11 protein-coding genes and 3 pseudogenes are annotated in these 14,624 nt (G+C 35.5%); 9 read left to right on the top strand and 5 right to left on the bottom strand.

Annotated elements, in window-relative coordinates; translation table 11 throughout:
- Nucleotides 1-4: 4 nt before the first annotated feature.
- From G7051_RS14530 to G7051_RS14540, 3 genes are all read right to left on the bottom strand, one after another.
- Complete coding sequence (locus G7051_RS14530) at nt 5-1,000, bottom strand: HlyD family secretion protein (protein WP_166201376.1); 996 nt, start codon at nt 998-1,000, stop codon at nt 5-7.
- A 35-nt stretch (nt 1,001-1,035) separates the two neighbouring features.
- Nucleotides 1,036-2,478: a TolC family protein gene (locus tag G7051_RS14535; protein WP_166201378.1), complete on the bottom strand. Its 1,443-nt coding sequence runs from the start codon at nt 2,476-2,478 to the stop codon at nt 1,036-1,038.
- Between the two features lie 197 nt (nt 2,479-2,675).
- Nucleotides 2,676-3,656, bottom strand: coding sequence for a linear amide C-N hydrolase (locus G7051_RS14540; RefSeq protein WP_166201380.1), 981 nt, complete (start codon nt 3,654-3,656; stop codon nt 2,676-2,678).
- 500 nt (nt 3,657-4,156) lie between these two features.
- On the opposite strand from G7051_RS14540, the gene G7051_RS14545 reads away from it, so the two are divergent.
- The 5 genes and pseudogenes from G7051_RS14545 (at nt 4,157) to G7051_RS14565 (ending at nt 8,231) form a co-directional block, all read left to right on the top strand.
- Entirely contained in the window at nt 4,157-5,548 is a 1,392-nt protein-coding gene (locus G7051_RS14545) for a glutamate decarboxylase (RefSeq protein WP_166201382.1), read from the top strand.
- A gap of 61 nt (nt 5,549-5,609) precedes the next feature.
- Nucleotides 5,610-5,741, top strand: a pseudogene (locus G7051_RS14550) (hypothetical protein); the annotation flags it as partial.
- Between the two features lie 66 nt (nt 5,742-5,807).
- Nucleotides 5,808-5,996, top strand: a pseudogene (locus G7051_RS18330) (aspartate 4-decarboxylase); the annotation flags it as partial.
- A gap of 291 nt (nt 5,997-6,287) precedes the next feature.
- Nucleotides 6,288-7,466, top strand: coding sequence for a BamA/TamA family outer membrane protein (locus G7051_RS14560; protein ID WP_166201384.1), 1,179 nt, complete (start codon nt 6,288-6,290; stop codon nt 7,464-7,466).
- A 90-nt stretch (nt 7,467-7,556) separates the two neighbouring features.
- Nucleotides 7,557-8,231 (top strand): annotated as a pseudogene (locus tag G7051_RS14565) (MarC family protein).
- A gap of 45 nt (nt 8,232-8,276) precedes the next feature.
- Here G7051_RS14565 and G7051_RS14570 read toward each other — a convergent pair.
- Nucleotides 8,277-9,608 (bottom strand): HAMP domain-containing sensor histidine kinase, encoded by a 1,332-nt coding sequence (locus tag G7051_RS14570; protein WP_166201386.1) that lies wholly within the window; start codon nt 9,606-9,608, stop codon nt 8,277-8,279.
- Nucleotides 9,605-10,294 carry a response regulator transcription factor gene (locus G7051_RS14575; RefSeq protein ID WP_166116577.1) on the bottom strand — a complete coding sequence of 230 codons (690 nt, stop codon included), beginning with the start codon at nt 10,292-10,294 and terminating at the stop codon, nt 9,605-9,607. Before G7051_RS14575 ends, G7051_RS14570 begins: the two co-directional genes overlap by 4 nt.
- 527 nt (nt 10,295-10,821) lie before the next feature.
- Here G7051_RS14575 and G7051_RS14580 point away from each other — a divergent pair.
- From G7051_RS14580 to G7051_RS14595, 4 genes are all read left to right on the top strand, one after another.
- Complete coding sequence (locus tag G7051_RS14580) at nt 10,822-11,745, top strand: linear amide C-N hydrolase (protein WP_255493381.1); 924 nt, start codon at nt 10,822-10,824, stop codon at nt 11,743-11,745.
- Between the two features lie 366 nt (nt 11,746-12,111).
- The gene (locus G7051_RS14585; protein WP_166201390.1) at nt 12,112-12,657 is read left to right on the top strand and encodes an RNA polymerase sigma-70 factor; all 546 of its coding nucleotides are present in this window, start codon (nt 12,112-12,114) and stop codon (nt 12,655-12,657) included.
- Nucleotides 12,658-12,849: 192 nt separating this feature from the next.
- Nucleotides 12,850-13,404 carry an RNA polymerase sigma-70 factor gene (locus tag G7051_RS14590; RefSeq protein ID WP_166116584.1) on the top strand — a complete coding sequence of 185 codons (555 nt, stop codon included), beginning with the start codon at nt 12,850-12,852 and terminating at the stop codon, nt 13,402-13,404.
- A gap of 164 nt (nt 13,405-13,568) precedes the next feature.
- Nucleotides 13,569-14,582 carry a FecR family protein gene (locus G7051_RS14595; protein WP_166201392.1) on the top strand — a complete coding sequence of 338 codons (1,014 nt, stop codon included), beginning with the start codon at nt 13,569-13,571 and terminating at the stop codon, nt 14,580-14,582.
- Nucleotides 14,583-14,624 lie beyond the last annotated feature (42 nt).

The following is a 14,624-nucleotide window of genomic DNA, read 5'->3' on the forward strand; positions in this document are numbered from 1 at the left end:
TTATTTATTTTATATCGTCAAGATTTACTAATACAGACATGCCCGGGCGTAGTCCTTCTACCGGAGACTCGGGTAGTGCATGTAGTTCAAAAGTAATCATGTCGTAACTGCCTGTTTCTTTCGTTGATTTCCACGTTGCGTAACTACCTAATGGGCTGATGTAGTTTACTACGAATGTAATTCCTTTGGCATTTAAGGCCGGAACATCTCCTTTAAACTTACCTCCCATCTTGAAATTATACAACATATCTTCCCGCACATTTAATACTACATGGGCATCACCTAATACCACAAGTGTCATGATAGGCATTCCTGTACCTATAAGCTCGCCCACTTTAGGATAAATAGTTGATATCTGACCATTGTCAGGTGCTAATAATACAGCATCTTTTAGAGTTGCACTTACTTCAGTTACAGTTCCTCTGGCAGCATCTATTAAAGAGCGTGCACTGGCTTTTTCCTGATGACGAGCACCGTCAAGTGCCATTTGGTATTGCTGATAAGCTGCACGTTCGGCAGCTACGGCAGCCTTGTATATTGCTTCACTCTCGTCTTTTCGTTGAGATGCTACAACACCTTCCTTATAAAGAGTCGATATGCGGCTGTGAGTTGTTGTAGCTAACTCCAAATCCGATTTAGACTTGTTCCAAAGTTGAAGAAACGATTCGATAACTTGTTTACGGTTTCCTTCGTCAACCAGATTGTTTTGAGAGACTGCTATACTCTCCAGTGCATTTACTTGCGATAGCTTAGCAAATCCTTCCGGACAATAAATACTAACTAGAGTATCTCCTTTCATTACAGTTTGTCCTTCTTTCACCGAAAACGATTCGATACGTCCCGGTAATTTCCCCGAGATACGCACTTCTGTGGCTTCTATCTGTCCTTGTAGTATAGTCGGTTTATCCTTTAACAAAAAGATTCCTACTGTAGAAACAATGATGACAATCGTTAAGATTGAGATGAAGGCTATAATCAAATATTTTTTTTGCTTATCCATAGTTATATTTTTTTCTTTTTGATAAAATCCGATAATTAACGATTGAAAATATACTGTTCGGTTTTTCCATTATTGCAGTATTGGTCAAACGATTGAGGAATACCACAAACCGATAGCAAGTTTATCAATGCAACATCATATTCATAATATGCCATTAATGAGGCAATTTCAACCTTAGAGAGCATGACTTCTGCATCAACCACTTCGGTTGAAGTAGCCATACCTTCTTTAAAAGCTACTTTACGTATCCTCAGTAACTCTTTACTCATTTCGATGGTAGTATTTAGAGTTGCTATATTATCTAATGCGTTTTGTATCTGATTATAAAGCTTATCTACAGCAAGTTCATTATCATCCAGTACTTTTTCGTTTTCTATATCCAGAATCTGTTGGGTGACCCTGGCTTGTTTAATTTTCTTTTCTCTGTTAAGCCCGTCAAATATATTCCATGTAAATCCGGCACCAATAAAAGTTCGGGGCAGTAAGTTGCTTTCTATCCCGTGAGCGAAGAAAGTTTGTTTACCAATCAACGCAATCTCCGGAATATATGCCGCATTTGCTATTTTTAGTTGATTTTTGGCTATGTCTTTCTGTATTTTCATCTGTTTGGAAGCATAACTGTTATCTTCTATTAACCCTTTGAAATAAGATAAAGAGGGTATAGAGTCATTGATGAAGAGAGATGAAACAGGAGATATATTATCTTCCGTTTCCATTTTAATTAAGACTTTAAATGATTTTTGAGTCATATTCAAATCCTTTCTGGCGGCTTCCAATTCGCGTTTAGCTTCATCCAGATTTACTTGAACAAATAGTCGTTCAGCCTTATTTATCATCCCGTTCTCTTCTAACTTCAATGCATTTTGATAATGCATACTTAAAGATTCGTATGCCTTTTCTTTAACATCAACTATTCTGTTTCCCAAACGCAGACCGAAATAATTTTCCACCAGTAAAATCTGCACTCCTGCATCTATTTGTTCTTTATTAACTTTAGCCGCAGAAATCATCTGTTTACTGATGTTACCTGCATAGATCCGTTTACCTCCGGTATATAGAGGTAGTGTCAGATTTGCATCAATCGTAGCAAGATTTTGTGGAGCTAAAGGCACGATAAGATTTTGACTTCCTATTTTATCCAATACCGATGTAACAAGCTGTTCGCCGGGATAAATAGATTGAATATAGTCTTTTGCCGGATTGGTGTAATCACTTAAGGGTTGCCTAACCTCTATATTGTTTGACATATGGATATATGCACCTGTTGTAGTGATTGTTGGAAGCCAGAAAGAATTTATTCTTTGGTGTTCATACTTCGCCCATTCAATTTCTTTGTTTGCAATTTTGAGGCTTTTGTTTCCAGTATGTGCCAATTGCATCGATTGCTCAAGAGTGAGTTCAATCTTTGTATCTTGGGCCAAAAGAGTATTGGAACAAAGAAGAAGTGTTATGCTGCCGGTTATTAAATATTTGAGCATATTGTTGGGTTTATGATTTTTGGATGTTATTTAAATCAATTAAGATCTCAGACCTATTTATTGCTTGAGAGTAGGGGTGAACCTATGTGTTTGCCAATTTATGGCAGACACATAGGTCTGCCCCCTGCACCAAAAATACGACATTAAATATTTTCTGTTACTTAATTATTGAAATATTGAGAGACTTACAATATAATTTAAGCGTTTACACCTATGAATTTAAAAGGTTGCGCAGGTTTAAAGTCTTTAGCAGTATTGCCACTGTATGTTTCGTCATTGGCAATAGACAGTTTTAAAACAGGAGCACCTTCCTCCAGATTCATATCCTGAAGTCTTACCCAAAAAGTATTTGGAGTTACGCTCGACTCAAAAAAGTAGATCAGATTTTTGCTGTCCGATACGGTTCTCCATTGAGTCGAAGAAATCTCAGGATTTTCGGGAGTCGATATTCCGTGAGGAACAGACGCATTGCGGATTACACTGAATACACTGGCAATCGCTATCTTTTCATCATTTGTTTTAGGGATTACATCAATATAAAAACTGGCACGGGCAAAACGGTCAGCAGGACGATTGGTTCCGGGCAGAAATGTCAACCCTCCGATTGATTTCCAGTAATCGTTCAAAGCCAGTTGTTTGTCATACGTCGGAGAATTGGTCATCACCTTGTAATCCATGCTATGGTGAATAGTCAACTTCCCATCAATATATTCGAAGATGGCGTTATCGCCTGTAGCATCTGATATAGCCAGGTGTAAGGTTGCCATTCTCGATCCGTCAGGCATTTCATCCGACACTACCTGAAAAGTACCCCCTTCGACAAAAGATACAGCTTCGTTTACCGTTGCAAAGTTATCCAACATATATTGTACCCAAGCGGCAATAGTCAATCCCGGTTTGCTTTGATCTCTTACCGGATATTGCGATTCGGGCAGCCAAAGGAGGTTCGCGACCAATCCTTTTTCATTCATTCCGTCTGTACTGGCAATCTCAAAAGCAGAGGTTACTACACTGCCATATTTGGATGTCCATTTCAAAGAATTTTCACCTGTTTTGCCATCTCTTTCTATTCCTTTTGGAAATACCCAGATATTGCTGTATAATTCGGTTTTCCAATCCATAGTGCGACCGGTTACTATCATTCCCTCAGTTCCTGTATAAACTACTCTTGTACACATAATTTTTTTTATTTATTGTTATAATTCTTGACTCTTTTATAAACTAATTCAATTTAGAATTGTTCAATCTTTTTTGAATTTATTTTGTTTTTCTGATTTTCATTTTAAAATAGACTTCTTTAAGCCTGTTTTTCGGTAAATCTGTGCTGCAAAAGTAGGTACACAGCTTCGAAATAAAGAAGAAAATCCATTAGAAAATTATTAAAAAAAATTGCTGAATTCTAATAACTTTCTAATGGGTATGAGTGTTATAAATGAAATCTAAGCCTGTACTTTTGTAACGAAAATAAGTGAAAATACTCGGAGAGAAATAATCTCTTTATATATAGTTCTGAAAATTGAACTAATATGAAAAAAAATAAAAAAATGTTATAAACTAGAGAGATCTCCTGTTGAAAATTTACAATCGAACGTATGATCTTTATTAATACTTCTAAAACAACAAGAAATCCATTAAAAGAAAAGTTCTTATTTAATTAATTATATAAAAAAAGAAAATTATGGCACTACATTTAGTAAACCCAGACAAAAACAGCAGTTTTTTTGATGCTTATGCCGAATCGGCAGCAATTAATTCTATCCCTAAATTCAAAATTGCGGAAGAACCTAATGACCCGAAGGTTATACAAGACCTTTTGTTAGACGAATTATTACTTGATGGTAATGCGAAGCAGAACCTTGCTACATTTTGTCAAACAGACCTTGATCCTCAGATACATTATTTAATGGACAAATGTATTGATAAGAACATGATCGATAAGGACGAATATCCTCAAACAGCGGAAATCGAAAACCGTTGTGTGCATATATTGGCTGACTTATGGAATTCACCTCAAAGTGCTGATACTATCGGATGCTCTACAACCGGTTCGAGTGAAGCAGCTATGTTAGGTGGATTGGCTTTGAAATGGAAATGGAGAGAAAAACGCCGAAAAGAAGGTAAACCTACCGATAAGCCTAATATTATAACAGGACCTGTACAAATATGCTGGCATAAATTTGCACGTTATTTTGATGTCGAAATCCGTGAAATTCCTATGGATCATGGACGTTTATTAATGACTCCCGAAGAAGTATTGAAAAGAGTAGATGAAAATACAATAGGTGTAGTTCCTACTTTTGGTGTTACATTTACATTAGAATACGAAGATGTAAAAGCCATTAATGATGCTTTAGATAAGCTGCAAAAAGAAACCGGACTGGATATTCCTATCCATGTGGATGCTGCCAGCGGCGGATTTATTGCTCCCTTCATTCAAAAAGATATTGTTTGGGATTTCAGATTACCACGCGTAAAATCAATTAATACTTCAGGCCATAAGTTCGGATTATCGCCACTAGGTGTGGGTTGGGTAGTATGGCGTGAAAAAGAAGACTTACCTGAGGATCTGGTATTCAATGTAAATTACTTAGGAGGTAATATGCCTACTTTTGCTCTAAACTTCTCTCGACCCGGTGGACAAATTATAGCTCAATATTATAACCTTTTGCGTCATGGTCGTCAAGGATATGCACGTATTCAGCAAGCATGTCTTAATCATGGAATTTTCATTGCTCAGGAGGTCGAAAAATTAGGATTATTCGATTTATTATATGATGGCACATCGGCATTACCCGGAGCTGCGTGGATGTTGAAAAAAGGCACTAATCCCGGATTCAGTTTATATGACCTATCGGATCGTATGCGTAGTAGAGGATGGCAAATTGCATCGTATACACTTCCATCCAACTGTGAGGATATGGTGATACAACGAGTTTTAATCCGCCATGGGTTTAGTCATGACTTGGCACAATTGATGATTGATGATTTAAAACGTAGCATAGATTATTTCCAAAAACATCCGGTTACAAATATTTCCGAATCCGATAATCAAAATAGTTTCCATCATTAATCTGTGATTCGAATCATTTAAAAAAAATAATTTCAATTATATGGAATGAATTATAAAAACAATGCCAGCCTCGCCCGAACTTGCCATATTCCGAACTCTGGCTCTTGGGGTTGCTCTCGGCAAAGTCAAGATAAAAGATTTTTCGTTGGGATCGGTCACGGGAGTTCTGCTTATGGGGGTATTGGTCGGACAATTGGATTTGGTAATATCCCCCACAGTTAAGTCAGCTTTTTTCCTGATCTTCTTATTTACAGGGATGGTTGATATTGTTTTCCGATTGGCTGAAAAATCATCGGTCGTCCTACTGAATGGCGGTGGTTTTGCAGGTCCCGAATGGTCGGTGAGAGTTTCTTTGGCTAATCTTGAGAATAAAGATTACGAGGTTATTGGAAAGCAACTATCCGAAACTATGCAAGAGTATGTAGAGGCTTGGAAGGAATCTAAATAAGGCTCTTATAATTTTAGAGTGAAAAGATGTTGGTTGAGTTTTTTAACCAACATCTTATCTTATTGTTAACCATTGTTTTATAATCGTTTTTTTAGATCTGTTTTCAGTATAAGCAAATCTTTTATTGTTAAATAAAGGTGCAGTTTCGAGAGTAGGGAAGATAGCCTATTAGAAAATTATTAGAGTTAAGTAGTTGTATTTTAATGATTTTCTAATTGAAAAGAGTGTTGTTGATAGAGCAAATGCCTATATTTTTGTATTAGAAACAAAATCTAAAACAACTTTTATATTATGCGTACCCAACTGGTAATTGTATTTCTTTTCTTAGGTTTATCTGCTCTGAATGCTCATACCGAATCGAAGCAAGATACTTTACATGTTCAACATAAAGAAAGTAAAGGAATCATTGAGCCGATATATGACTATGTCGAAAAAACAGCTTTTCAATACTTAGAAAGCTCCAATGACAAGACATCGGATATTAAAGGCTTTAAGTTCTCGATAATGGGAGGACCCTACTATTCGAATGAAACCAAAGTCGGTATGGGGTTGATTGGTTCCGGATTATACCGTGTGAAGGGGTGTAGCGAAGATATGGCTCCATCCAGTGTATCTTTATTTAGTAATATTACAACAGTTGGGGCTTATTCTTTCGGAGTAAAGGGAACCACTTTTTTTCCGGAGATGCATTATTGGATTAATGCTAATGTCTCGTTCTCAGATACACCTCTTCGTTACTGGGGTATCGGATATGATGCAGGAAGTCAGGAGAATTACTCGACATACAACAATATGCAGAAAAATATAGAGGTTGATCTTTTTAAGAAAACAGGTAAATATTCGGCTTTGGGAATTATAACTAATGCAATGGAAGTGTCAGGCGTTAATTTTTCGGAAGTTAGTTTGCTCGGTAATGAAAGTCGAAAAACGACAGCAGTAGGTGTGGGGCTTATAGCGTCATACGATTCGAGGGATTTTATACCCAATCCATATAAAGGGATATATGCTATGGCATCAAATACTTATTATGCAGGAGCTTTAGGAAGTACACATGGTTTTAATAAGATCGATCTAATATTCAGATGTTACAAACAATTACGAAAAGGTACTATTCTGGCTTTTGATCTGGATGGTACTTTCAATATAGGTAATGTAAATTGGGGTATGATGGCATTAGTTGGAAGTCCGAATCAAATGAGAGGGTATTACCAAGGACGTTATCGAGACAAGAAATTGATAGACACTCAAGTAGAAATCCGTCAGCATGTTTATAAACGAAGTGGTGTAGTAGCTTGGGCGGGAGCGGGAAATGCTTTCTCTAAATTTTCGACCGTTCAATTGTGTCAAACACTTCCGACTTATGGTGCCGGTTACCGCTTCGAATTAAAAGAGAGAGTAAACCTTCGCCTTGACTACGGGAGAGGCAAAGACCAATCTGCATTTTATATTAATATAAATGAAGCATTTTAAGAGCTTGCTCAAATTTGCTTGCTAGATAAATAATAGCTATTTTCTCTAAAAATGAGATTTGAACTGAGACTTTAATAAAAAATAGAAATCATGTCAATAAGCAATTTGTTATTTATATTTTCGTCATCTTTTATGGCTTTGTTTCCTGTAATAAATCCACTGGGAAATAGTTTTATTGTGAATGGATTTTTAACCGGCCTGAATGATCAGCAACGAAAATCAGCTATTCGGAAAATTGTTACTAACTACCTTTTGATCGGTATAGGAACTTTAGCAATAGGGCATCTGTTTTTATTACTTTTCGGTCTGGCTATCCCCGTTATATAGTTGGGTGGGGGAATACTTATCTGCAAAACAGCAATGGCATTGCTCTCTGATGCAGGAACTACAAGTAATGATGAACCTAAACAAACCCTAGATAATCCCAAATGGAAAGAAATAGAACGGAAATTATTTTATCCTATAACTTTTCCGATGAGCATTGGCCCCGGAAGTATATCTGTCATCTTTACCTTAATGGCATCTGCAAGTATTAAAGGCAGTTTTATAAAGACAGGAATAAATTATTCTGTTATTGCTCTTGCTATTATTTGTATGGCGAGTATTCTTTATATATTTCTTAGTTAAGGCCGCAAAATGATGGAAAAACTGGGCACTGCAGGTAACTTGATTATTAATAAATTAGTAGCCTTCTTTACCTTTTGTATCGGTATACAAATAATTGTTACAGGTATATCAACTATTTTCCATATAGATATTCTGTAAAAAAAATCAACGAAAAGAATAAAAGCGAATATTCCTTATGGCGAATTAGCTTAATTCGATACGAAAAGTAGTACCTTCTCCAACAACCGAAGTAAGAGTGATCTCTCCTTTATGTAAAGTTATTACTCTTTTTACAAGGGCTAATCCGATACCATTTCCTTGTGCGAAATTTTTGTTGCTTCCTCTGTAGAATGGAGTAAACAGATGATCTATTTCACTTTCTGGAATACCGATTCCGGTATCAGAAAATTGTAGTATTATTTTTTTTGATTTGGATGTAATTTTAACTGTCGAAGTTTTATTCTCCGAATATTTGCAATTATTCTCCATTAAGTTGGCAAAAGCCATCCTTAATAAATACTCATTGCCTTTAATGGTAAGTTCTGAATCTTCATTAATTTCCAGATTGAAAATTAGTTCAATGTTATATTCCTTATTCCCTTTCAAAACTAACTCTCTTGCATCTAAAAGTATTTCATCTACCCGAACAATGCTCATCGATATCTTACTCTCGTCATAACTTGCTTTTGCAAGATCTAATAAGCCATTTAGAAATATAATTACTTTATGGGTATCTTGACGCGAATTGATAAGTGTTTGCTTATACTCTTCTAAAGTACGGTCTTTTAATAAAGCCAGATCTATTTCTCCAATCAGTATAGCCAGAGGTGTTTGTAGCTCGTGAGAAACATTACTGACAAACATCTTCTGTGATTCGAAAGATGCTTCAATAATATCCAGAGCCTTATTAAACGAACCGGCTAACTCACCAAACTCATCACTCTCGTTATATCCAATAAGACGTAAATGAAGGTTATTTGCTGTAATATCTTTCATTTTATTGGATATCTTGGCGACAGGCTTCAATACCGATTTTGCCAAAAAGTAGCCTAAAGCACAAGCCGATAAAAGCGAAACTAAACTCAATATCAAAAGATATATGGCTAGTTTACTCATTTTGGCATGTCCATAACTGTCGTATGCAGAAGTTATCACAATGTAGTTGTTCTTCTGATACGAAAATATAAAGCCGATAGTTTGATATTTGCCCTCATTAAGCTTCATATCTTCTTTTTTGAGCCGTATATCATCTAATAATTCGCGAGAATGTGGTTTTGTACTTGTATTTTCTGCATCACTATAGAGGAGACCATAATTTTCATCATAAATCCAGACATCTACTTTGTCCATCTCTTCGTTAGAAGCTTTTGCTTTAAAATAAAGATTAGCTCTGGACATTCCTTCTTTCTTTAAATCAACATAGAACTCCGTTTTTCTGACTTGAGTGGATATGATGTAGTTTAAAGCTACAAAAATGAGCATAAGAGCTGTTATGACAACTGTTATACGAAGCGCTATTTTAGTACGGATTTTCATTCTTCTTGTTTTAATATAAAACCTAATCCTTGGCGGGTGTGTATTAGTTTTTTGTCAAAACCCTTGTCTATCTTCGATCTCAAATAATTGATATATACATCAATAAAGTTAGTTCCTGTATTGAAATGAGTGTCCCATACCTTTTCAGCAATTTCCGTACGACTTAATATCCTTTCGGTATTCATCATCATATATCTTAAGAGGTTAAACTCCTTGGGAGTGAGCTTCATCTCTTTTCCGTCTCTGAATACCGTTTTGGTATCTATATCGAGTCTAATGTCGGCATATTCTAAATGATCGGCTTCAGATGCGCTTTCATTAGTGCCTTTTCTTTTTAGTAATATATTTACACGGGCATTTAATTCCCTCAAATCAAACGGTTTTACCATGTAGTCATCGGCTCCTGCGTCAAAACCATCTAATTTATCATCAGTGGCACCCAGTGCGGTAAGCATGATAATGGGTACGTGAGGTTGTACTTTGCGTATTTCTTTACACAATTCAAAACCATTGAGGTGGGGTAGAATTATATCTGTAATAATCAAGTCATAAGCGTGTGAATTGACAAGGCGTCGCCCCATTTCACCATCAAAAGCTAAAGTTACAAAATAACCAAACTCTTCGAGCCCTTTTTGGAGCAGCTCGGCTATACGTTGTTCGTCCTCTACTACCAGTATTTTTTTCATAAATAAGGAATTATTATTATTAATAACAACATTTAGTTTTTTAAGTTCGATTTTCTTAAACTTCTTATACAGCCTGCTGTTCAAATATATTTTTGTATTTGAGTATTGACTATAATATACATTATATCGTCCTCTTTCTCAGCCATAAATAAATGTATGAAAAAAAACGGTTTTCAATAGTTTTAGGCAGGTATTAGAAATGTATTAGAGTCAACTGATTGAATTCTAATTACTTTCTAATTGATTCTCTTCTTCGTTTTCATAGCAATGTATCTACTTTTGTAATACAAATTTATACAATATTTGATTGAATGAAATTTATTCAGAGATAGAGTCGAAATAACTTATACAATGAGATCTATCTGAAAATTAAAAGAAACTTGAATATATTATTAAAATAACAAATTATGAAAAAAGTATTTATCTTTTTATGCACCTTGGCTACAATAAGTTTAGTATCAAAAGTAGAAGCCTGCACAAGAGTGGTTTATACAGGAACCGAAGGAATTGTTGTAACCGGTCGCACTATGGATTGGAAAACTGAACTATACAGTAATATCTGGGTATTCCCTAGAGGAATGGAAAGAAACGGCGAAACAGGTCGGAATTCATTGAAATGGACATCCAAATATGGCAGTGTAGTAACCTCTGCTTTTGAAATAGCCAGTACTGATGGTATGAACGAAAAAGGATTGGTCGCTAACCTCCTTTGGCTGCCCGAATCGCAATATCCCGTGAGAGATCAGAGCAAACCGGGGCTGACAATTTCCGCTTGGGTACAGTATATGCTGGATAATTTTGCAACAGTAAACGAGGCTGTCTCTTTTGCACAGGAAGATAGTTTTCAGGTAGTATCGGATAAGATGCCCGACGGATCGAGAATGGCAACCTTGCACCTTTCTATATCAGACGCCACAGGCGATAATGCTATTTTCGAATATATAGATGGCAAGTTGATTATTCATCATAGCATGGATTACAAGGTGATGACCAATTCTCCGACGTATGACAAACAACTGGCTTTGAATGATTACTGGAAATCAATCGGAGGATTGACATTCCTGCCCGGAACCAATCGGGCAGCAGACCGTTTTGCCCGTGCCAGTTTTTATGTTGATGTAATCCCTAAAACTGATAACGAAAAATTAGCAGTTGCCAGTGTATTCAGTGTAATCCGCAATGTATCTGTTCCTTACGGAATATCGACTCCCGAAAGCCCTGAAATTTCTTCGACTCAATGGAGAACCGTATCGGACAGTAAAAACCTGACCTACTTTTTTGAATCGAGTCTGACTCCGAATACTTTTTGGGTAAATCTTCAGGATATGAATCTGGAGAAAGGTGCTCCTGTATTGAAACTGTCTATTGCCAATGGCGAAACATACAATGGCAATACAGCGAAAGACTTTAAAGTGGCACAGCCTTTTAAATTTCTGGGAGTACAGGACTGATATACAAAAAGAGAAAAAGTCTATTTTTTGGATAGACTTTTTCGACTTCCTTCTATGGGTTTACAGATGAAACATTTTGGTTTCTCTTTAATAAATATGCATTTAACTTTTCCGGCTCTGTTTTCTTAATGACTTTGGTTGAGGTTCTTATAGTTATACAGTCATTTATTCTGAGCCATCTTCATCAAAGAGTATTATATCTCTATCTCCTTAAGAGAATTGGATAAATACTTAATCTAAAAAACAATTTCTGTTCTATATGCCGGATCTTATTTTCTGGCATACTACTGCAAAGATTTTTTCTCTTCAGAAAAAGTCATGGGTGCCTCATTGTATTTTATAACAAAGATTAGAAAAAAGAACGTCATGAATAATCAATTAACAGACAGAACAATAGAAGACTTGAAAGGAGGTGATCACAAAGCATACGAAAGTATATTTATGACCTATTTTCCGAAAGTAAAATATTATATAAACGGCTTTGTTAAATCAATAGACATTGCCGAAGAGTTAACACAGAATGTGTTTCTAAAGATATGGGAGAATCGCCAATCTCTGATAATATCAGTGAAAGGATTCGATTCTTATGTATTTACTATCGCTTATCGGCAAACCATTGATTATATACGAAGTAAGCAAGTGCGAGAATCATTTTATAACGATCAGATGATTCAGCAGCCGGATACAGTTTGCACTGAATATGAATATATAGCAGAAGAAACAAGATTGCTGGTAGAAATGGAGATAGAGAATATGCCCGAAAAATGCCGGAAAATATACAAAATGAGTAGAAATGAGGGAATTCCTAATTATAAAATAGCTGAGCAATTAAATGTAAGTCAAAGAACGGTCGAAAATCAATTGAGCTTGGCAATGAAAAAGATCAAGACTATACTGGGGCTTTTCTGTTGAGAAAAAAAATGAAATTATTATTTAAAACGGTTGTGTTAAAAAAAGTAAAATATTAATTTCTGAACCGTGCGTAGCTACAGACTTGCCCGTTTTCTATTATAGGGGACGATAAACATTTAGGCATACTGAAAATGCTTGAAGTAAAAAATGGATAATAAATCAATAATTTTCTAAAAATAATCTAATTATTCTTTGGGCAATCAGCTAACAGACACGGTAATAGAATCCTTGCAGAGAGGAAGCCATAAAGCATTTGAAACGATATTTCTGAAGTATTTTCCTAAAGTAAAGTATTATATAAACGGCTTCGTTAAATCAGTAGACGTTGCCGAAGGATTAACTCAGAATGTATTTCTCAAAATTTGGGAAAATCATGAATCGTTTGCTCTGACCTCTAAAGGGGTTAAAGGCTTTGATTCTTATATATATACGATAGCCTATCGGCAAACTATCGATTACATTCGAAGCAAGCAGGTACGTGAGTCATTTTATAATGACCAGATAGTATTATATCCGGATTTAGTTAATACAGAGGATGAATATATTGCAGAAGAAACCATGCTGCTAGTTGAAATGGAGATCGAGAATATGCCCGAAAAACAACGGATTATATATAAGTTGAGTCGATATGAAGGGGTATCTAATGATAAAATTGCCGAACAGCTGGATCTGAGTAAAAGAACAGTTGAAAATCAATTGAGTTTGGCAATGAAAAGGATTAAAAATGTCTTGTCCTTTTTTTTCTGAGTGTTAAAAAAAAAGAGTTTGTAAACTTCAGATTACCAGAGGATTCTTATGAAAAGGAGAAAAAAGTGATTTTTTTATCGTGCGTAAAAACAGACTTAGCCGTTTTAGATAATAGAGGGTAAACAGAACCAAGGCTTGTCGAAAATAGAATAATGAATCAGAAAATGGACAACATACTAACTAACCAATTTTTTAAGCTTATAAATCGATTCTTTGAGAAAAGGTACTCTAAGAATCTGGAAGATAAGGTACATCATTGGCTGATTAGCCCGGAGAATTCTCAAGAGAAGCAAAAAGCGATGCGTCAACAGTGGGACTCTTTAAGTAACATAGAGGATTTATCATCTCAACTAGAATTCGAAAAAATAAAGAAAGTATTAGGGTTTACTGAAAATAAGAGGAAGATACAATTTTCTAATTATTTACCTCGTGTAGTAGCAGTGCTTTTGCCTTTAATTCTATTTGCAGGAATATATTTTTTAGATAAAAGAGAAAACAAAGACAGCGATATGCCTATGACTGTGCTTACTGTACCTTATGGCAAACATGAGGAAGCAAAGCTTGCTTGTGGTTCTGAAATTTGGATTAATTCGGGTAGTGAAATAAGTTATAATGAAAACCCGGCTGATACTGTAAGGACTGTCAATCTGAAAGGAGAAGCTTACTTCTCGGTGATGAGACAGAATGATGTTCCCTTTATAGTTCGCACAGAATATCTGGATGTTAAAGTTCTCGGAACCAAGTTTAATGTATCAGCATATCCGGATGAAGAGTCAACCATTGTAACACTCAATAAAGGATCCATAGCTATACGTACTGTTGACAATCACGATTATATGCTAAAACCCAATCAGCAATTAGTATATAATAATAAGACCAGGCAGGTGGTAATACAAGACCTCGATGTTAATATCGCTAAGGATATTGCTGACTGGACTATAGGAAAGATGGCTTTTAACAATGAAACACTAAAAGATATTGTGACGGTGTTTGAGCGTAAGTTTAATGTCGATGTCGAAGTTGATAGTAATGTAGACCTCAATAGAAGATATACAGTTACGATAGATGAAGGAGATAATTTAAAAGAAATAATAGAGATTTTTGGATGCTTTGACAATAGTTTATCTTATAAAATAGATAACAATAAAGTATACATAAGTAACAATAAAACAGAATAATCAATTTTAAAATGCAACTATATAATAAAATGTACCCGTTTC

This window comes from Dysgonomonas sp. HDW5B (assembly GCF_011299335.1).
Classification (GTDB): domain Bacteria; phylum Bacteroidota; class Bacteroidia; order Bacteroidales; family Dysgonomonadaceae; genus Dysgonomonas_A.